Origin of the sequence: Jatrophihabitans sp. (assembly GCF_035474675.1) — a bacterium.
GTDB lineage: Bacteria > Actinomycetota > Actinomycetes > Mycobacteriales > Jatrophihabitantaceae > Jatrophihabitans_A.
Window position 1 is genome coordinate 12,945 of the sequence record NZ_DATINC010000142.1, and the last position, 18,830, is coordinate 31,774.

General features: G+C 71.9%; 17 protein-coding genes. 8 read left to right on the plus strand and 9 right to left on the minus strand.

The window, feature by feature from the left end; translation table 11 throughout:
* Positions 1 to 122: 122 nt before the first annotated feature.
* The gene (gene pip, locus VLJ82_RS16665) at positions 123 to 1,085 is read right to left on the minus strand and encodes a prolyl aminopeptidase (protein WP_408664492.1); all 963 of its coding nucleotides are present in this window, start codon (positions 1,083 to 1,085) and stop codon (positions 123 to 125) included.
* A 167-nt stretch (positions 1,086 to 1,252) separates the two neighbouring features.
* Between pip and VLJ82_RS16670 the strand changes: the two genes are divergently transcribed.
* The 4 genes from VLJ82_RS16670 (at position 1,253) to VLJ82_RS16685 (ending at position 3,966) form a co-directional block, all read left to right on the plus strand.
* Entirely contained in the window at positions 1,253 to 1,807 is a 555-nt protein-coding gene (locus VLJ82_RS16670; RefSeq protein WP_408664493.1) for a PadR family transcriptional regulator, read from the plus strand.
* 83 nt (positions 1,808 to 1,890) lie between these two features.
* A complete protein-coding gene (locus VLJ82_RS16675; RefSeq protein ID WP_408664494.1) occupies positions 1,891 to 3,003 on the plus strand; it encodes an inositol-3-phosphate synthase in 1,113 nt (370 codons plus the stop codon).
* 154 nt (positions 3,004 to 3,157) lie between these two features.
* Positions 3,158 to 3,436: a DUF1778 domain-containing protein gene (locus tag VLJ82_RS16680; protein ID WP_408664495.1), complete on the plus strand. Its 279-nt coding sequence runs from the start codon at positions 3,158 to 3,160 to the stop codon at positions 3,434 to 3,436.
* Positions 3,433 to 3,966 carry an N-acetyltransferase gene (locus VLJ82_RS16685; RefSeq protein WP_408664496.1) on the plus strand — a complete coding sequence of 178 codons (534 nt, stop codon included), beginning with the start codon at positions 3,433 to 3,435 and terminating at the stop codon, positions 3,964 to 3,966. Before VLJ82_RS16680 ends, VLJ82_RS16685 begins: the two co-directional genes overlap by 4 nt.
* 37 nt (positions 3,967 to 4,003) lie before the next feature.
* Here VLJ82_RS16685 and VLJ82_RS16690 read toward each other — a convergent pair whose 3' ends face one another.
* The 7 genes from VLJ82_RS16690 to VLJ82_RS16720 all read right to left on the minus strand — a co-directional run bounded on the left by VLJ82_RS16690 (position 4,004) and on the right by VLJ82_RS16720 (position 11,361).
* Entirely contained in the window at positions 4,004 to 4,174 is a 171-nt protein-coding gene (locus tag VLJ82_RS16690) for a hypothetical protein (RefSeq protein ID WP_408664497.1), read from the minus strand.
* Positions 4,175 to 4,211: 37 nt separating this feature from the next.
* On the minus strand, positions 4,212 to 5,522 hold the full coding sequence (locus VLJ82_RS16695) for a hypothetical protein (protein WP_408664498.1): 1,311 nt from the start codon (positions 5,520 to 5,522) through the stop codon (positions 4,212 to 4,214).
* A gap of 322 nt (positions 5,523 to 5,844) precedes the next feature.
* The gene (locus tag VLJ82_RS16700) at positions 5,845 to 7,110 is read right to left on the minus strand and encodes a hypothetical protein (RefSeq protein ID WP_408664499.1); all 1,266 of its coding nucleotides are present in this window, start codon (positions 7,108 to 7,110) and stop codon (positions 5,845 to 5,847) included.
* Between the two features lie 112 nt (positions 7,111 to 7,222).
* Positions 7,223 to 8,470 carry a hypothetical protein gene (locus VLJ82_RS16705; RefSeq protein ID WP_408664500.1) on the minus strand — a complete coding sequence of 416 codons (1,248 nt, stop codon included), beginning with the start codon at positions 8,468 to 8,470 and terminating at the stop codon, positions 7,223 to 7,225.
* 137 nt (positions 8,471 to 8,607) lie between these two features.
* Positions 8,608 to 9,114: a universal stress protein gene (locus tag VLJ82_RS16710; RefSeq protein WP_408664501.1), complete on the minus strand. Its 507-nt coding sequence runs from the start codon at positions 9,112 to 9,114 to the stop codon at positions 8,608 to 8,610.
* A 67-nt stretch (positions 9,115 to 9,181) separates the two neighbouring features.
* Positions 9,182 to 10,666, minus strand: coding sequence for an MFS transporter (locus VLJ82_RS16715; RefSeq protein WP_408664502.1), 1,485 nt, complete (start codon positions 10,664 to 10,666; stop codon positions 9,182 to 9,184).
* Between the two features lie 116 nt (positions 10,667 to 10,782).
* Entirely contained in the window at positions 10,783 to 11,361 is a 579-nt protein-coding gene (locus VLJ82_RS16720) for a YqgE/AlgH family protein (RefSeq protein WP_408664503.1), read from the minus strand.
* A gap of 105 nt (positions 11,362 to 11,466) precedes the next feature.
* Between VLJ82_RS16720 and VLJ82_RS16725 the strand changes: the two genes are divergently transcribed.
* Positions 11,467 to 12,852, plus strand: a complete 1,386-nt coding sequence (locus VLJ82_RS16725; protein ID WP_408664504.1) for an MFS transporter — start codon at positions 11,467 to 11,469, stop codon at positions 12,850 to 12,852.
* A gap of 86 nt (positions 12,853 to 12,938) precedes the next feature.
* Here the strand turns inward: VLJ82_RS16725 and VLJ82_RS16730 are convergent, their stop codons facing one another.
* Positions 12,939 to 14,330, minus strand: a complete 1,392-nt coding sequence (locus tag VLJ82_RS16730; RefSeq protein ID WP_408664508.1) for a CCA tRNA nucleotidyltransferase — start codon at positions 14,328 to 14,330, stop codon at positions 12,939 to 12,941.
* Between the two features lie 159 nt (positions 14,331 to 14,489).
* Here VLJ82_RS16730 and VLJ82_RS16735 point away from each other — a divergent pair, with 159 nt between their 5' ends.
* The 3 genes from VLJ82_RS16735 to murJ form a co-directional block, all read left to right on the plus strand.
* The gene (locus tag VLJ82_RS16735) at positions 14,490 to 14,957 is read left to right on the plus strand and encodes an NUDIX hydrolase (protein WP_408664505.1); all 468 of its coding nucleotides are present in this window, start codon (positions 14,490 to 14,492) and stop codon (positions 14,955 to 14,957) included.
* Positions 14,954 to 17,128: a hypothetical protein gene (locus tag VLJ82_RS16740; RefSeq protein ID WP_408664506.1), complete on the plus strand. Its 2,175-nt coding sequence runs from the start codon at positions 14,954 to 14,956 to the stop codon at positions 17,126 to 17,128. The genes VLJ82_RS16735 and VLJ82_RS16740 overlap by 4 nt, the downstream gene beginning before the upstream one ends.
* 130 nt (positions 17,129 to 17,258) lie before the next feature.
* Positions 17,259 to 18,830 (plus strand): murein biosynthesis integral membrane protein MurJ (gene murJ / locus VLJ82_RS16745; protein ID WP_408664507.1); only part of this gene is annotated, 1,572 nt, incomplete at its 3' end.

An 18,830-nucleotide genomic window follows, 5' to 3' on the forward strand; every position in this document is an offset into this window, starting at 1 on the left:
CGGCAAAGCCGGACCAACCGGGTGAGCCCGCGGCCCGGTTCGACCAAGCTCACAGCCCACACCGGAGAATGCCCGCGGTACTCCTCGACTTGCGGCAAGCCGGTAGCGGGTTGAGGCGGGACCTAGCCGGCCGGCCGGAACCGGTCGGTGGCGGCCACGATGGCCTGCCCGATGGCCGGCGAGGTGTGCCCGGCGTTCTCCACGATCACCAGCTCGGCGTCCGGCCAGGCCCGGGCCAGCTGCCAGGCGGCCTCCAGCGGGCCCTGCGGGTCGAACCGGCCGTGCGCCAGGATGCCCGGGATGCCGTGCACCCGGTGCGCCTGGTCGATCAGCTGGTTCTCGGCCAGCCACGCGCCGTGTGAGAAGTAGTGCGCGCACAGCCGGGCGAAGGCCAGCCGGTAGCGCGGGTCGGCCCGCTTGGCCGACGGGCCGGCGGTTCCAGCGTCCAGGCTGACGACCGCGTCCTCCCAGGCCATCCAGGCATCGGCCGCCCGCTGCCGGACGTCCGGATCGGGCGAGTTCAGCAGCTCGTCGTAGACCTGGGTGAGGTCGCCGTCGCGCAGCCCTTCGGGCACCGCGTCCCGGTAGCGGGCCCACTCCTCGGGCAGGAACCGGCGCAGGCCACCGTAGAGCCAGTCGACGTCCACCCGGCGGGTCAGCGCGACCGCGACCAGGATCAGCTCGGTGACCCGCTCGGGGTGCTGTTCGGCGTAGGCCAGGCCCAGCGTGGTCCCCCAGGAGGCGCCGAAAACCAGCCAGCGCTCGACGCCCAGGTGCTCGCGCAGCCGTTCCAGATCGGCGATCAGGTGGCTGGTGGTGTTAGCGGCCAGCGTCGTGCCGTGGTCGGCGGCGTGTGGCGTGGAGCGGCCGCAGCCGCGCTGGTCGTAGAGCACGATCCGGTACGCGGCGGGATCGGCCATCCGCCGGGAGCCGGGCGACCAGCCGCCGCCCGGGCCGCCGTGCACCATCACCAGCGGCTTGCCGGCCGGGTTGCCGCACTGCTCGTAGTAGATCCGCTGGCCGTCGCCGACGTCCAGCATGCCGGTGTCGTACGGCTCGATCGGCGGGTACGGGTGCTCGGGCATGCCGGCGACGCTACCCCGGCGGCGGCACCGGGCCGCGGGTATGCGCCGGCCGGGACGCGCAACTCCGTGCGTGCCGAGTCGGTGTGGCCGATGCATCGAACTGATGTATCGTGTCGATATATCGTGGTGAACGACCGCTGAACCGCAGGTGGAGGGGAGGGACGCGGATGCTCGAGATCGCCATCCTGGGACTGCTCAGTGAGTCGCCGATGCACGGCTACGAGCTGCGCAAGCGGCTCTCCAGCCTGCTCGGTGCCTTCCGCGCGTTCTCCTACGGCTCGCTGTACCCGTCGCTGCGGCGGTTGCAGGAGGCCGGCTGGATCGACGAGGCGGCGCCGCTGGAGGAACCCGCCGGCGGGTTCGCGACCCGGTCCCGGCGCGGCAAGCGGGTCTACCGGCTGACCGCCGAGGGCAAGGAGCACTTCGCCGCGCTGCTCGCCGAGGTCGGCCCGGAGGCCTACGACGACGAGGGCTTCGGCACCCGGCTGGCCTTCTTCGCCCAGACCCGCGCCGACGTCCGGCTGCAGATCCTCGAAGGCCGCAAGCAACGCATCACCGAGCAGGCCGACGGCCTGCGAGCCAGCCTCGCCCGCACCCGCGAGCGGATGGACCGCTACACCCTGCAGCTGCAGGAACACGGCCTCGAGTCGGCGGACCGGGAGGTCCGCTGGCTGGCCGAACTGATCGAAACCGAACGCCGGGGGCCGGGCTCGGCCCCCTGACCGACGGACAAGTGCAGAACAGACACCGCCACGCCCAGTTAAGGAACCAGCCAGGGGCGGCGCCAACAACAAGGAGGAACCCGATGGGTTCGCAACACAACCAGGACGGCTCCCACGGCGGCCCGATCCGCGTGGCCATCGTCGGCGTCGGCAACTGCGCCGCCTCGCTGGTGCAGGGCGTGCACTTCTACCGTGACGCCGACGCGTCGTCCACCGTCCCGGGCCTGATGCACGTCACCTTCGGCCCGTACCACGTCAGCGACATCCAGTTCGTCGCCGCTTTCGACGTGGACGCCAAGAAGGTCGGCCAGGACCTGTCGGAGGCCATCGTGGCCTCGGAGAACAACACCATCAAGCTGTGTGACGTGCCGCCGCTGAACGTGCCGGTGCAGCGCGGCCACACCCTGGACGGGCTGGGCAAGTACTACCGCGAGACCATCGTCGAGTCCGACGAGGAGCCGGTGGACGTGGTCGGCGCGCTGCGGGCCACCCAGGCCGACGTGCTGATCTGCTACCTGCCGGTCGGCTCGGAGGAGGCGGCGAAGTTCTACGCCCAGTGCGCGATCGACGCCGGAGTGGCCTTCGTCAACGCGCTGCCGGTCTTCATCGCCGGCACCCCGGAGTGGGCGGACAAGTTCACCGCGGCCGGCGTGCCGATCGTCGGCGACGACATCAAGTCCCAGGTGGGCGCCACCATCACCCACCGGGTGCTGGCCAAGCTCTTCGAGGACCGCGGCGTGGTGCTGGACCGCACCTACCAGCTCAACGTCGGCGGCAACATGGACTTCAAGAACATGCTCGAGCGCGACCGGCTGGAGTCGAAGAAGATCTCCAAGACCCAGGCCGTCACCTCGAACCTGAAGCACGACATGGGCGCCCGCAACGTCCACATCGGCCCGTCGGACTACGTCCAGTGGCTGGACGACCGCAAGTGGGCCTACGTCCGGCTGGAGGGCCGCGCGTTCGGCGAGGTGCCGCTGAACCTGGAGTACAAGCTCGAGGTCTGGGACTCCCCGAACTCGGCCGGCATCATCATCGACGCGCTGCGGGCGGCCAAGATCGCCAAGGACCGGGGCATCGGCGGCCCGATCCTGTCGGCGTCGAGCTACTTCATGAAGTCCCCGCCGGAGCAGTACGACGACGAGACCGCGCGGGCCAAGGTGGAGGCCTTCATCCGCGGCGAGGTCGAGCGCTGAGCCGCTTCACCGGCTGACAGGCGGCCCCGAAGACCCACGGGTTCTCGGGGCCGCCCCAGCCGACGTAGGCGCTGGGGAGGCCGGCAGCGGGTCGAGTGCCCAGCCCGAAGCGGGAGTCTTGACGAGGACCACCTTGTACTGCCATTGTGAGTACATGGTGGTGGGCAAGGACGACCGGCTGCAACTCCGGGTCGACGCCGCCTCAAAGCACCGGCTGGAAGAGGCCGCCGCCGAGGCACGGCTGAGCGTCACGGCTTTCGTCCTGCAGGCCGCCCAGCGGGCCGCGGACGAAGTGCTCGCCGAGCGTCAGGAGATCCACCTCTCCCCGGCCGCCGCGGCCGCGTTCACCGAAGCGCTGAACCGCCCGGCGCGGGTGAACGAGCGGCTGGCCGCCGCACTGGAGCGCCCGGCGAAGTTCGACTGGCTTGATTGAGCTCGGCTGAGGTGGAGTTCTACCGGCCGACGCTGCTGGATCCTGACAAGCACCGGCGCGAAGGCTTCGCCTGCGGCGATCCGTCGCTGGATGAATGGCTGCACCGGTACGCGGGCCAGAACCGGCGCGGCAACACCGCGGCAGTGTGGGTGATCGCGGACAGCGGCTACCGGGTCGCCTGCTACGCCACGCTCTCGATGACGTCCGTCGAGCGAACGGCCAGCCCGCCGGCCCTCGCCAAGGGCGCGCCGGCCCGAGTACCCGCCCTGCTGGTGGGACGGCTGGCTACCGATGGCCGCCTCGCCGGATGGGGCCTGGGCACCCAGATGGTGGCGCACATCCTGGCGACCGCTGCCGAGCTCAACTTCAAGGCTGCCTGCCGCGCGGTGGTGGTCACGGCGCTGAACCCGGCGGCCTTCACGTGGTGGCGACGGTTCGGCTTCGAGCCGTTCGACGCAGCGGACCGGGCGAATCTGGACCTGTACCTGCTGACCAAGGACATCACCGCCACGCTGGCTACCAGGTTCTGAGCCGCGGCGAACGGTCCCGAGGGGCCGCGCCGGTGTTTCAGGGCGTGCCGTAGCCACCCAGTCCGGCCTGGATCGCCCAGTACTCGTCGTTGACCGAACCCGGCGTCCGGGGCCTGCCGGGTTTGAGCAGCCGATTGCGGCGCAGCGCCGCCAGCGCGTCCAGCGCCTGTTGCCGACCGGAGCGCCGCTGCCAGAACCGAAGGCGCATCGGACACCTCCCTCGTCCTGCCCAGTATGGGGCTGGATCAGGAACCTAGGTAGTAGCCGGTCAGCCAGGCGTGCAGCCAGGTGCTGGGCGCGGAGAAGAGGTTGCGTACCGTCACCGTGTCGGTGCCGCCGGCCGGCACCGTGAGCTCGCTGGGCTGCAGGGCCGGCGAGGACGACACGGTCGCCGAGCCCCGCCACGGCCCGTCCGCGTCGGTCAACCCGAGCAGCGCCGGCTGCCAGGGCCGGTCGTTGGACACCACGATGTCGTACGCGGAAACCTGCCCGGCCGGGATCCCGGTGACCGGCAGGTCCACCGGCGTGCGGCCGGTCAGCACGATCCGTTGCCCGGCGTTCAGCGGCTGCGGACCGGTCGCGACGAAACCGCCTGGTTGGGTGACGGCGCCCGGCAGGAAGTACCCGACCACGTCGACGACCAGGTGGATCGGCGTGCTGCTGGACTGGCTGAAGGTGAGGGTGCCGTCCGGGCCCAGCTTCACCGCCCGCTCGGCCTGCATGGCGCGCGGGTCCAGCATCAGCCCGTTCTGGTACACCGGGTCTCCGGGGAACCGGATCCGGGTGGCCAGGCTGCCGTCGCCGTCGGTGACGCCCAGCAGGCCGGCGACGTGCGCCTTCAGCACGGCGATGTTCAACACCACGGCGCCCGCTCCGCCGGCCGGGATGCCGCCGTGGCCGGGCAACGTAAGGGTGATCTTCTGGCCCGCAGCCAACGGCTGGCCGGTACGGGTGTCGAGCACCCGGGAGTGCAGCGGGGCGAACATGCCCGCCTGGCTGGGGACGCCGGCCACGTAGAAGCCCAGCACGTCCACCACCAGAAACACGCCGCTGTTGTCGCTGCGGATCGTGATGGCACCGTCACTGCCCAGCCGCACCGTGAGCTGCTGCTGGATGGTGTACCAGCTGTCCGGGCAGTTGACGTTGCAGCTAGCGGTGACCACGCCGCCCCCGCCGGCCAGCGACATGGTCACCCGGTGGTCCCAGGAGGTCCCGCTGGGGTAGACCGACAGCGACCCGGCTTGGGCGAAGCCCGGCACCGTCACGTCGATGACCGCGGCCGACACCGGGTCGGCCGGCACCGGACGGACCGCGGCCAGGTTGACCGTGACGGTGCCGCCGTACCGCACCGTCCCCCGGGTGCCGCCCAGGCCGGACCGGGTGTCGAGCACCCGCAGGGGATGGATCGGCTGGAAGCTGCCGGGGCTGTGGGCGAGGTTCAACCGGTTCGCTCCCGCCGGCCGGCTGACGGTCCGTGGCTGGGCGCCGGCGGACGGTACCGCGAGCAGGCCGACCACCAGCGAACAACCGGCGAGGGTGGCGAGGATTCGGGGCATGGCACGCTCCTAGCTGCCGGCTCGGCCGACGGCCGAGGAGGGCCTTACCCGCTAGACACCCCGGACGGCAATTCGGTTGCACCGGGGCACCCCCGGCCAGGGAAGCGGCGGCCCCTGGCAGGATGCGCTCCCCGGCTGCCGGGCGAGTCAGCCCCCGCACACGCAGGGGTTGTGCATCGGACACGCTCCAGGAGGTGTCGGGCTCCCGGCCGGGGACGACCTCGGTCAGCCCTCACCAACACGACACTCGGGACGAGCCGAAGGTTGCTCCGCCGCCGCTACGCACACCTTGCGCAGGATGCGCTCCCGGCTGTCGGCGAGGTCAGCAGGACACGCAGTGCAGGTACCAGTAGTAGCCGGTCAGGTAGCCGTGCAGGTAGGTCGTCTGCGCCGTGGAGAGGTTGACCAGGGTGGGTGCGCCCTCGAAGCTCTCGTGGACGGTCGACTCGCTGGGTTGGCGGGCCGCCGTCGAGGACAGTGTCACCGTGGGGGTCCAGGGACTTCCCACGTCGTAGAGCCCGAGCAGGGTCGGTTGGCTGGGCTGGTCGGGCGAGAGCACGACGGTGTAGGCCAGCGTCCCGAAGTCGTAGAACGGCATGCGCGGCGAGAGCGGCCGGTGCCCGTCCAACCGGAGCTGCGTCGCGGTGCTCGGCAACGGCATCCTGAGCGCCCTCGGGCTGGTCGCCTGGTAGCGGCCCTCGTAGACGTTCGGGTACGGGCCGTCGTCGCTGGTGCGCAGGAAGTACCCCATCAGGTCGACGACCAGGTGGACGCCGGCGGTGCTGGACTGGCCGAAGGTGAGCCTGCCGTCCGGCCCCAGCTTGACGATCCGCTCGGTCTGCATCGGTTGCGGCGCCGTCCGGTTGCCGAGGAAGCGCATGTGCAGGGTGGCCTGGCTGCCGTCGCCGTCGATGATGCTCAGCAGGCCGGTGGCGCGTGCCGACAGCACCGCGATGTTCAGCACCACGGCGCCGGCGCCGGCGGCCGGGATGCCGCCGCGGCCGGGCAGGGCGAGGGTGAGCCGGCCGCCGGGCGCCAGCGGGCTGCCGGCCCGGGTGTCCAGGATCCGGGAGTCGAGGGCGACGAAGGTGCCGATCCCGGTGGGTGTGCCGGCCTTGTAGTGGCCCAGCTTCTCCACGATCAGGTGCACGGCGGTGGCCGAGTTGTTGCGGATGGTCATCCCGCCGTCGGCGCCCAGCTTGACGTTCAGTTGCTGGCTGATGGTGCTGCCGCCGACCAGCGAGATGGTCACGTGGCCGTTCCAGACGGTGCCGCTGGGATACACCGACAGCGAGCCGGCCGGGGCGTTGCCGGGCACCGTGACCTTGACGAGCGCCGCCGGCGTCCCCGCCAGACCGACATGGGCGGTGACGGTCTGCCTGGGCGCGACCGCGCCCGACCGGCCGCCCAGCCCGGTCCGGGTGTCGAGCACCCGGACCGGGTTGCCCTCGACCGGTAGAAAGCTGCCGGCACCAGTGGAAGCGGCCTGGGTGGCGGCCGGTGCGCCAGGGGCAGCTGCGCCGGCCGGCGCCACCAGCAACCCGGCGGCCAGCGAACAACCTGCGAGGACTGCGAATACCCGGTGCATGACACGCTCCCAGCTGCCGGCCTCGACCCCCGACGGCCGAGGATGGCCTCACCCAGCTAGACACCTGACGCGGGCATTCCATTGCTCACCGGGACGTTCCGGCCGGCTGGGATCAACCGGCCACGTGGAAGTAGTAGCCGGTGACGTAGATGTGCACCAGCACCTCGGTGTTGGTCATGCTGTACAGCGCGACGGCGCTGTGCGGACCCTGGCCGACGGTGAGCTCGGTGGGCTGCAGCAGCGCCGAGGACGACACCTGCGGCGCCCGGTTCCAGACGGTGGTGTCCAGGTTCCGGATGCTGATCGCCGCCGGCTGTGCCGGGTGGTCGGTGGCCGTCACCAGGTTCACCGCGCCGGTCTGGCCGGCCGGCACCCCGGTCACGGCGCGGTAGAAGCCGGCGTTGCTGTAGATGTCGATGCTCTGGCCGGAGTTCAGCGCGTGCGGTACCTGCGGGACGTAGCTGCCCTCGGTGCTGACCGTCCCGAGCAGGAAGTAGCCGAAGACGTCCACCACCAGGTCGATGCTGCTCGCGCTGGTGTTGGTGAAGGTCAGGGTGCCGTTGCTGCCGAGCTTGACCACCCGCTCGGTCTGCATGGTCTGCGGCCTCTCCCAGTCGCCGACGAACCGCAGCGGGGTGGTGGCCCGGGTGCTGTCGCCGTCGGTGATCACCAGCTGCCCGGTGGTGTGCGCCGAGAGCACCGCGATGTCGGCCACCACGGCACTCGCCCCGGCGGCCGGCACCCTGTCGCGGCCGGCGAGCGCCAGCGTCACCTTCTTGCCCGCGCCGATGCTCGCCTTCGGCACCCCGATCCCCTTGCGGGTGTCGAGCACCCGGGCGTTCGCGTAGGCGAACCGGCCGGGCAGCGCGGGGATGCCGGCGACGTAGAAGCCCAGCATGTCGACCAGGACGTTGGTGGGCTTGGCGGCGTTGCTGCGGATCGTTATGCCACCGCCGGGGCTCAGCGTGACGGTCAGCTGCTGCTGGATGTTGCCGCCGCCAGTCAGTGTCATGGTGACCCGGCCGTCCCAGCCGGTGCTGCTCGGGTACACCGAGAGCGAGCCGGCGGGCGCGGGGGCGGGCACCGTGACGTCGATAACAGCCGCGGACACATCGCTGGTCAGCACCGGGATGGCGTCGACCAGGTTGACGGTCACCGTCTGGCCGGGGTTCAGCAGCCCCTTGAACCCTCCGACGCCGGACCGGGTGTCGAGCACCCGCTTCGGGGGGAGGGGCTGGTAGCTGCCAGCGGTGTCGGCGGCGAGCGCCGGGCCGGACGACGCGGCATGGGCTACCGGGGTGGCCGTGACGAGGCCGGCGATCAGCGAAGCGCCGGCGAGAAGGACAGCAGTCTTGCGCATGGTTTTCCGCTCCTCAGCTGCGGGGAGCAGACCCGGATGGTCGGCTGTGCCGCGATCAGAAGACGCGCAGCACGGTAACCGGTTGCATTGCAGTCCGGTCACGGCCGCCGGACACCGAATCCGGCCGGTCGGTCTGCTCAGACCGGGTCCGGTACGGCGGTCAGGCCTCCGGTCGGCAGCACGTCGGCGGCCGAGTCGGTCGGCGGTGGCATCAGCACCACCGGGCAGGGCGCCCTGAACACCACCTGCGGGGCGATCAGGCTCTTGGGCAGCACGCTGAAGTTGCCGGACCGGGGCGAGTCCAGCACCAGCAACTGGGCGCCGACCGCGGCCTGCAGCAACACCGCCGCCGCCGTCCCGCGCCGCAGGCTGTAGCTGATCCGCATCCCGGCCAGGTCGCCGCCGAAGTGCTCGGCGAGCCGGTCGCCCAGCCGCTGCTCCTCCTCGGCGAAGGCGTCCTCGCCGGTGAGCGGCAGCATGCCCGGACGGCCTCCCGGTGCGGCCGGCGGGCGCGGCCCGCGCCAGGCGGTGACCGCCAGCACCGCGCAGTCGCGCAGCTGCGCCTCGGCCGCGGCCCAGCGCACCGCCTCCACCGAACCGGTACGCCGGCTGACGCCGACCACGATCGGGCTGGTCAGATCCATCGTCGCTCCTCGGGTTGGCACGGGCTCGGCGCCAGGACAGGCGCCGGGCCCGCTCGGACGATCCGGCTCAGACGGTGGCGGTGGCCGGCCCGCCGGCCGACGGCGCCTTGGACAGCGGGTCGGCGATGTCCTCCAGGGACTGCCGCTCGGCGTTGAGCGCCAGGAAGAAGGCCACCACCCCGCCCAGGATCATCACCCCGGCACCCAGGTAGTAGCCGAAGGTCAGCGGGCCGCGGTCGGGGTTGGCGTTGTTCGCCCCGCCGATCAGGTGGCCGTACAGCGAGGTGGCGATCGCGCCAAAGCCCTGCGCGATGGAGAAGAAGATCGCGATCGCCTGGCCGCGCAGCTCCAGCGGGAAGATCTCGCTGACGGTCAGGTACGCCGACGACGCCCCGGCCGAGGCGAAGAAGAAGATCACGCACCACAGGATGGTCTGGGTGGTGGCGTTGAGGTGCCCGCCACCGAACAGCCAGGCCGACACCGCCAGCAGCGCCCCGGACAGCAGGTAGGTGCCCGAGATCATCTTGCGGCGCCCGACGGTGTCGAACAGCGGTCCCAGGATCAGCGGGCCGAGCAGGTTGCCGAACGCGAACGGCAGGAAGTAGTAGCTGGTGTGTGCCTTGGAGACGTGGAAGAAGTGCTGCAGCACCAGGGCATAGGAGAAGAAGATCGCGTTGTACAGGAACGCCTGGGTGGCCATCAGGAAGAAGCCCAGCGCGGTACGCCGCGGGTAGACCCGGAACAGGATCTTGAACAGCTGGCTCAGCGGCAGCCAGCGCTGCGGCACGATGTCGATGGCCTTGCGCTCGTCCACCTCGGGCAGTTCGCGGCCCTGGGCACGGACGTGTTCCTCGATCTGGTCGACGGTGGCGTTGGCCTCGTCCTGGTAGCCGTGGGTCATTTGCCAGCGCGGGCTCTCCGGGATGTGGCGGCGCAGGCCGATGATCAGCAGGCCCAGCACCGGGCCGATGAAGAAGCCGATCCGCCAGCCCCAGCTCTGCGACGGGAAGCTGTCCGAGAGCAGGTAGAGGTTGGCCGCCGCCCCGATCGCCGCGCCACCCCAGTAGGTGCCGTTGATCGCGATGTCCACCCGGCCGCGGTAGTGCGACGGGATCAGCTCGTCGATGGCGGAGTTGATGGCCGAGTACTCTCCGCCGATGCCGACCCCGGCGACGAACCGGAACACCGCGAGCACGCCGAGGTTCCAGGACAGCCCCGCCAGCCCGCTGCCGATCAGGTAGATGGCCAGCGTCAGCAGGAAGATCTTGCGCCGGCCGACCCGGTCGGTGATCCGGCCGAAGAACAGCGCCCCGACGATCTGGCCGACCAGGTACACCGAGCCGAGCGCCCCCACGTCGGCGCTGCTCAGTCCCAGGTCGTCGGCGAAGCCGGCCTGCGAGACGATCTGGATCTCCAGGCCGTCCAGGATCCAGGAGACCCCCAGGCCGACCACGATCATCCAGTGGAACCGGGACCACGGCAGCCGGTCCAGCCGGGCCGGGACCAGGCTGCGGACGGGTTGTGGTGCGCTGTCGACTTCGGTCGCGGACACGGTCGCCCCTTCACCTCGGGCGCGACTGTGTGCTCAGTCGGCAATTCCTTCCTAGCACCAGTGGATCATGTTCGGCCAGCCGGGACCGGGCAGCTGCCCATGTTCTGCGGTGCGCCTCAGTTCAGCCCGACGTCCACCGGGAACGTCGACAGCAGCGACAGCGGGGCCGGCTGGCGGCGCAGCACGGCGCGCCACAGGGTGCCGGGGTGCGGTGAGAAGACGTCGTCCAGGCCGCCGGCCACCACGAACCAGCCGCCGGCGGCGATCTCGGCTTCCAACTGGCCGACCGACCAGCCGGCGTGGCCGGCGAAGACCCGCAGGCTGGCGGCGCCGGCCACCACGTCGGCCGGGTCGGCGTCCAGGTCGACCAGCGCCAGGCCGCCGCTGACCGCCCGCAGGCCGTGCCCGGCGTCGGCGGAGCTGGACAGCCGGCCCAGGCCCAGCGCACCGTCGCGCTGCACCGGCCCGCCGTTGAACACCACGGACGGCTCGCTCATCGCCTCCTGCCAGTCCGGCAGGATGTGCCCGACCGGGGTGTGCGACGGCCGGTTGATGATGACCCCGACGGTGCCGGTGTCGTCGTGCTCGATCAGGAACACCACGGTGCGGAAGAACTCGGGGTCGGCCAGCGACGGCGCGGCGATCAGCAGGCGGTGGGCAGCGGGTGGCAACTGCCAGCTTGGTTCGGCGGTCACCGTTACATCCTGCACCAACCAGACGCCGTCCGGGCTAACGTCGAGGCAGAGCAGGTCGAACGGAGTAGCAGCGGACACCCGCGGCGACGTACGAAGGCGGATCAGGTGACAGTGGTCGAACGCGGGCCCGAACGCGGACCGGGCAGCCGGCGGCTGCTGGGACGCCCGGACTTCCGCCGGTTGCTGTCGGTCCGGATGCTCGGCCAGTTCGCCGACGGGGTGTTCCAGGCCTCGCTGGCCGGCGCCATCCTGTTCAACCCCGAACGCGCGGCGCACGCCGGCGACATCGCGGCCGGCTTCGCGGTGCTGCTGCTGCCGTACTCGGTGCTGGGCCCGTTCGCGGGCGTCCTGCTGGACCGCTGGTGGCGCCAGCGGGTGCTGTTGGGCGCCAACCTGATCCGGGCGCTGCTGGTGTGCGGGGTGGCCGTCGAGATCGGGGTCGGGGTGCACGGCCAGCCGTTCTACCTCAGCGCGCTGGTGGTCATCTCGGTCAACCGGTTCGTGCTGTCGGCGCTGTCGGCGTCCCAGCCGCACGTGGTGGAACCGGAACGGCTGATCACCGCCAACGCGGTGTCGGTCACCGCCGGTGCCGTGATCGCCGCCGTCGGCGGCGGTGCCGCGATCACCCTGCGCTCGCTGCTGGGCGGCGGCAACATCGGCTACTCCGCGGTCGCGGTGGGCGCGGCGATCGGCTACGCGCTGGCCGCCTGGCGGGCCGCCGGCTTCCAGGCCAGCCAGCTCGGCCCGGACGAGGACACCCGCGAGCACTCCGACTCGGTACGCCACGTGCTGTCGGGGCTGGCCGACGGCGCCCGGCACGTCCGCTCCCACCCGCCGGTGCTGCGTGCCTTCGCGGTGATCGGGGTGCACCGCTTCGCCTACGGCGTGAGCGCCATCTGCACCCTGTTGCTGTTCCGGAACTACTTCTCCGACGACGGGCCGTTCCGGGCGGGCCTGCCGGGGCTCGGCCAGGTGGTGGCCGCGGTCGCCCTGGGCGGCGGCCTGGCGGCGCTGCTCACCCCGCCCGCCGCCCGCCGGCTCGGCTACACCCGGTGGCCGGCGCTGCTGTTGCTGGGTGCCGGGGTGGTGGAGCTGACCCTGGGGCTGCCGTTCCAGCTGCGGACCTTCCTGCCGGCCGCCGCGCTGCTGGGCCTGGCCGCCCAGGGCGTCAAGATCAGCGTGGACACCATGATCGCCCAGCTGGTCGCCGACGACTACCGGGGCCGGGTGTTCTCCTTCTACGACACCCTGTTCAACGTGATCTTCGTGGCGGCCGGGGTGCTGACCGCGCTGGCGCTGCCCGAGAACGGCAAGTCCGCCGTCGCGGTGGCGCTGATCGGGGTGGCCTACCTGGCCGTCGGGACCGCCTACCTGCTGGTCTCGGACCCCGACCCGCTCAGCCCGCCGCTCCGCCGGCGCCGGACCACCGGCCCGGCTGCCCTGCCCAGTTGCCCGGCGACCCGGGACCGCCCCGCCGTCCGGCCGCTGTGAGGGCCGGACCGTTCAGGACCGTCCGGCCGCTGTGAGGGCCGGACCGTTCAAGGCCGTCCGGCCGCTCTGATCCACCTGCCGGCAGGTCACTGCTGCTCGGCGTACCACGACCTGAGGGCCCGGACGGCCTCGTCGTGCGGCAGCGGGCCCCGCTCCATCCGCAGCTCCAGCAGGTACTTGTAGGCCTTGCCCACCAGCGGCCCGGGCGGCAGGCCCAGGATCGTCATGATCTCGTTGCCGTCCAGGTCCGGGCGGATCGCGTCCAGCTCCTCCTGCTGGCGCAGCCGGGCGATCCGCTCCTCCAGGTCGTCGTAGGTGGCGGCCAGCAGCGCGGCCTTGCGCTTGTTGCGGGTGGTGGTGTCCGAGCGCACCAGCTTGTGCAGCCGGTCCAGCAGGGGCCCGGCGTCGGTGACGTAACGGCGGACCGCCGAGTCGGTCCACTCACCGCGTCCGTAGCCGTAGAAGCGCAGGTGCAGGAAGACCAGCCGGGCGATGTCCTCGATCTGGTCCTTGGGGAACTTCAGTGCCTTCAGCCGGGCCCGGGTCAGCCGGGCGCCGACCACCTCGTGGTGGTGGAAGGTGACCTGATCGGCGCCGCCCGGGCCCTGGGTGAACCGCCGGGTGTCGGGCTTGCCGATGTCGTGCAGCAGCGCCGCCCAACGCAGCACCAGGTCCGGCTCCGCGCCGGGTTCGCGCTGCTCGAGCTCGATGGCCTGGTCGAGCACCTGCAGGGTGTGGGCGTAGACGTCCTTGTGCTGGCCGTGCTCGTCGGCGGCCATCCGCAGCGCGGGCAGTTCCGGCAGCACCACATCGGCGAGGCCCGTGTCCACCAGCAGCTCCAGCCCGCGGCGCGGGTAGGCGCCGGCGATCAGCTTGTTCAGCTCTACCTGCACCCGCTCGACGGTGATCCGGCCCAGCTCACCGGCCAACTGCCGGATCGCCTCGGTCACCGGCTCGGCCGGGGTGACCCCCAGCTGGGCGACGAACCGGGCGGCGCGCAGCATCCGCAGCGGGTCGTCGCCGAAGGACTCCTGCGGCGAGGCCGGGGTGCGCAGCAGGCCGCGGGCCAAGTCGGCCAGCCCGCCGTACGGGTCGACGAAGTGCCGGTCGGCCACCGAGACCGCCATCGCGTTCATGGTGAAGTCCCGCCGGCGCAGGTCGGAGGCGATGTCGGTGCCGAACTCGACCACCGGATTGCGGCTGACCCGGTCGTAGCTGTCGGCCCGGAAGGTGGTGATCTCGCACGGCTGGCCGCCGATCTGGGCGCCGACGGTGCCGAACTCGATGCCGGTGGTCCAGGTGGCCGAGGCGAGGCCCGACACCAGTTCCAGCACCTGCTCGGGGCGGGCGTCAGTGGTGAAGTCCAGGTCGCTGACCGGCCGGCCCATCAGCGCGTCGCGGACCGGGCCACCGACCAGGTACAGCTGGTGGCCGGCTCCGGCGAACAGCGAACCCAGCCGGGTGGCCGCCGGCGGCATCGGCACCAGCTCGCCCGGGCTGCCGACCGCGCCGGGGCCTGTCGCGTCGCTGCGGTGCTCACTCACGGGCTGATCATTCGCTCCGCTCCTCGCTCCTGCGTCGCTGCGGTGCTCACTCACGGTGTCAAACCCTACTGAACTCCCAAGTAGCATCGAGACATGTCCCGAGCGTCGTCCACCCGGCGCCCGCGGCTTCCCCGAGTGGACGAGACCAGCGCCGGCGGGCTGGTGCTGGACCTGTCCGGGCCGGTGCCGCAGGGTGCGCTGATCGGCCGTACCAACCGGCGCGGACGGCTGCTGTGGTCGCTGCCCAAGGGGCATCTGGAAGAGGGCGAAACCCTGGAACAGGCGGCGGTCCGCGAGGTCGCCGAAGAGACCGGGATCACCGGCGAGGTGATCGGCAGCCTTGGCGTCATCGACTTCTGGTTCGTGGTGAACGGCCGCCGGGTGCACAAGACCGTCCATCATTACCTGATGCGCGCCGTCAGCGGGGAGCTGTCCGATTCGGACGTGGAGGTCACTGAGGTGGCCTGGGTCCCGCTGCCGCGGATCGCCGACCGGCTGGCGTACTCCGACGAGCGCGGCCTGCTCGACCAGGCCCGCCGGCTGCTGCGGGAAACCGCGTGAGCCGGCCCCCCGGCCACCCCTACCGAGCGCGCCGCCGCCGGCTCTCCGCCCTTCTCGGCACCGTCGTCCTGTGCCTGCTCAGCGTGCTGCCGGTGGCGCTCGCCCCGGCCGCCGGCGCCACCGCCCGGCCGCGCACCGCGCCGCAGCCCGCCGGCAGCGCCGTCACGGTGGTGCTGAACGCGATGAGCCCGCGCAGCCCGGACCCCATCGACGGCGCCGCGCTTCCGGTCACCTTCGACGTGACCGTCACCAACAACACCGACAACACCTACTCCGACGTCGAGCTGAGCATCCAGCGTGGCGCGTCGATCGGCCGGCAGGAGCTGCTGGACTCCGCGATCAAGCAGCCGCCGCCGACCACCGAGCTGACAGTGAAGAACCCGCTGGCGCTGACCGCACCGCTGCTGCCGCGCCAGACCCTGACCCTGAGCTACCGCGTGCCCACCGACGACCTGTGCCTGTGCTTCGACGGGGTGTACCCGTACGCGCTGGTGGTCCGGGGGGTGAGCGATCCCAGCGTGGGCGCCACCGAGCTAGGCCGGCAGCAGGTGCTCATACCGTCCTTCATCGACCAGCCGCGGCCGGTGCAGGTCGCCTGGGTATGGCCGCTGCTGGAGGTGCCGCACCGCTGGATGGACACCGACGTCTTCACCGACGAGCAGCTGGCGGGCTCGGTGGGCCCGGGCGGCCGGCTGGACCGGGCGCTGCGGACCGCCGAGCTGCTGGCCGGCCAGGTCCGGCTCACCCTGCTGGTCGATCCGGACCTGCTAGACAGCCTGGCGGTGATGGCCGGCCCCGGCGGCTACCGGGTGCGGGCCGGTACCGGAACGGTGCCCGGCACCGGCGGCCAGCTGGCTGCCGGCTGGCTGGCCCGGCTCAAGCAGCTGCGGGCCAGGCACGACATCGTGCTGACCGCCTTCGCTGATCCGGACATCAATGCCGTCACCCGGGCCGGCCTGAAGTTCTCCACCGCCCTGGAGCCGCAGGTGCAGGCCCGGATCGCCCCCACCCTGAACGGCGACTTCTCCTCCGACCTGCTCACCTGGCCGGTAGGCAGCGCGCTGACCGGCCGGGCGCTGGACGCCCTGGTCGGCGGCGGCGCCTCCACGGTGCTGCTCAGCGACGCCGCACTGCCCGGCCAGAACCACGCCGAACCGCGGCCGGACGCGCTGTCCCCGCTGCCCTCGGCAGCCGGTCAGGCCACCGCGCTGGTCACCGACAGCGGCATCCAGGCCACCGTGTCCCGGGCGCTGCGGCCGGGCACTTCAGCCGCCAACGACCAGCAGACGCTGCTGTCCCAGCTGGCCATCCGGGCGGCCCAGCAGCCCGAGCGCAACCACTTCGTGGTGGTCACCCCGGACCGCTACGTCGACACCGACCCGGAGACGGCCGCCCAGACCATCCTGGCTGAGCGGGGCAGCACCTGGGGCCGGGCGATCGCGGTGCGCACCGCGCTGCACACCGTCCGGCCGGTGGACCGGGGCGCCCTGCAGACGAACGCCGAGAACCCGGCCGCCGAGCTCCGGCCATCCGACATGGCGGCGCTGAACCGGGTCTGGCAGCAGGTCGGCTCGATGAACGAGGCGCTGCATGACAACGACGCGGCCGCGGCGCTGCTGGGCGGCTTCAACAACGGCATCCAGCGGGCCGAGTCCAGCGCCTGGCGGCGCAACCGGGCCGGCGGGGCGGCGATCACCCGCAACCTGCAGACCCGGATCAACCAGCTGACCTCGGCCGTGCACCTGGTACAGCCGGCCGTCGGCACCTACAGCCTGTCGTCGGTGGACTCGCCGGTGGTGGTGACGGTGTCCAACGAGCTGCCCCGCGCGGTGACCGTCCAGGTGGCGGTGTCACCGGCCAACGGGGTGGTCGGCTTCCGATCGCCGCCGGTGCAGCAGCAGACCATCCCGGCTCGCAGCATCGCCACCATCCGCATCCCCACCCACGTCGACCGGCTCGGTAAGTTCCAGGTCGTGGCACTGCTCCGCACGCCGGACGGCCGGCAGCTCGGCCCGGGCGTGACCCTGAACCTGCGGGCGACCTCGATCGGCACGGTGACCAAGGCGATCACCGTGGTGGCGGTCAGCGTGCTGGTGCTGGCCCTGCTACGGCGGGTGGTCCGGCGAATTCGGCACAGCCCCCGCCGGGCCGCCGCCGGCGCCGCCTCATGAGCCGCCCGCACCCGGTCGATCTCGTATCCGATCTGCACGCCCTGGCGTCCGAATCGAATACGAAACGGGCGTCGGGTTCGCAGACCGCAGGTCATGACGGGGACCTGCGTTCTGACAAGGCCCGCACGTCATGACTGAGGACGGCTGGTCGCCGCAGCGGCTGTACGGCACCCCGTTGCCGCTGCCCGGCGATGCCTCGGTGCTGGCGGTGGAGACCGCCCAGCCCGACACCGGGGACGCCTGGAGCACCCCGATCTACCACGGCCCGCGCCGGCACCGGCCCCGCTCGTTCGAGCCCGCGTCCGCCGGCAACGCGGCGGGCACGGCGGGGCCGGGCACCCTGGTCCGGCCGGCCCCGGACGGCACCGCCCCCGACGGCACCGCCCTAGACGGCACTGTCCCGGACGGCACCGCTCCCGAGGGTGCCGTCCAGGAGGACTCCCGGCCGGCGACCGGCGACGAGCCCGCCGCCCCCAGCCTGCTGGCCAGCAGCCGCACCATGGCCATCGCCAGCATGGTCAGCCGGGTCACCGGCTTCCTGCGCAACAGCGTCGTCGCGGCCGTGGTCGGGGCCGGCATCTACAGCGTCGGGGACGCCTACGGCCTGGCCAACACCCTGCCCAACATGGTCTACGAGCTGCTGCTCGGCGGAGTACTGACCAGCGTCCTGATCCCGGTGCTGGTCAAGGCCCAGCAGGACGACGCCGACCGCGGGGTGGCCTACACCCAGCGGTTGCTGTCGATCGCCACCACCGGGCTGGCCGGCGCCACCCTGCTGGCGGTGCTGGCCGCACCCTGGCTGATCGGCATCTTCGGCGGCCCGCCGCAGTACCGCTCGGTAGCCGGGCTGTGGGCCACCCTGCTGCTGCCGGAGATCTTCTTCTACGGCCTCGGCGCGATGTTCGCGGCAATCCTGAACTCCCGGCACATCTACGGCTGGCCGGCCTGGGCGCCGGTGCTGAACAACCTGATCACCATCGCCGCGGCGCTGCTGTTCCTGCTGGTGCCGGGACCGGCGAACCTCACCACCGGCACCATCACCAACGCCCAGATCCTCATCCTCGGCATCGGCACCACCCTGGGCATCGCCGCGCAGGCGCTGGTGCTGCTGGTGCCGCTGCGCCGCAGCGGTTTCCCCTGGCGGTGGCGGTTCCGGGCCAGCCCGAACGAGGCCGGCCGGATGGCGGAGTTCCGCACCCTGATGCTGTGGGTGCTGGGCTACGTGGTGGTCAGCCAGGTCGGCGTGGTGGTGGTCAACCGGGTGGCCAACGAGCACGGCGGGGTGCAGATCTTCGCCAACGCCGACCTGCTGTTCATGGTGCCCTACGGCGTGCTCGGGGTGTCCCTGCTGACCGCGCTGATGCCCCGGATGAGCCGGTCGGCGGCCCGCGGCGACACCGCGGCGGTGCTGGACGACCTGCAGCTGGGCAGCCGGCTCTCGGCGGTGGCGCTGGTGCCGATCTCGGCCGGGCTGATGGTCTTCGGGCCGCTGTTCACCAGCGTGATCCTGCTGAACCGGTTCAGCCAGTCCAATGCCCGCCTGACCGGGGTGGCGCTGGCGGCCGGCGCCTTCGGGCTGCTGCCGTTCGCCGTGGTGATGCTGCAGCAGCGGGTGTTCTACGCGATGCGCGACGCCCGGACGCCGACCTTCATCAACGTCGCCATGGTGGCCACCAAGGTGTCGCTGGTGCTGGCCGGCAGC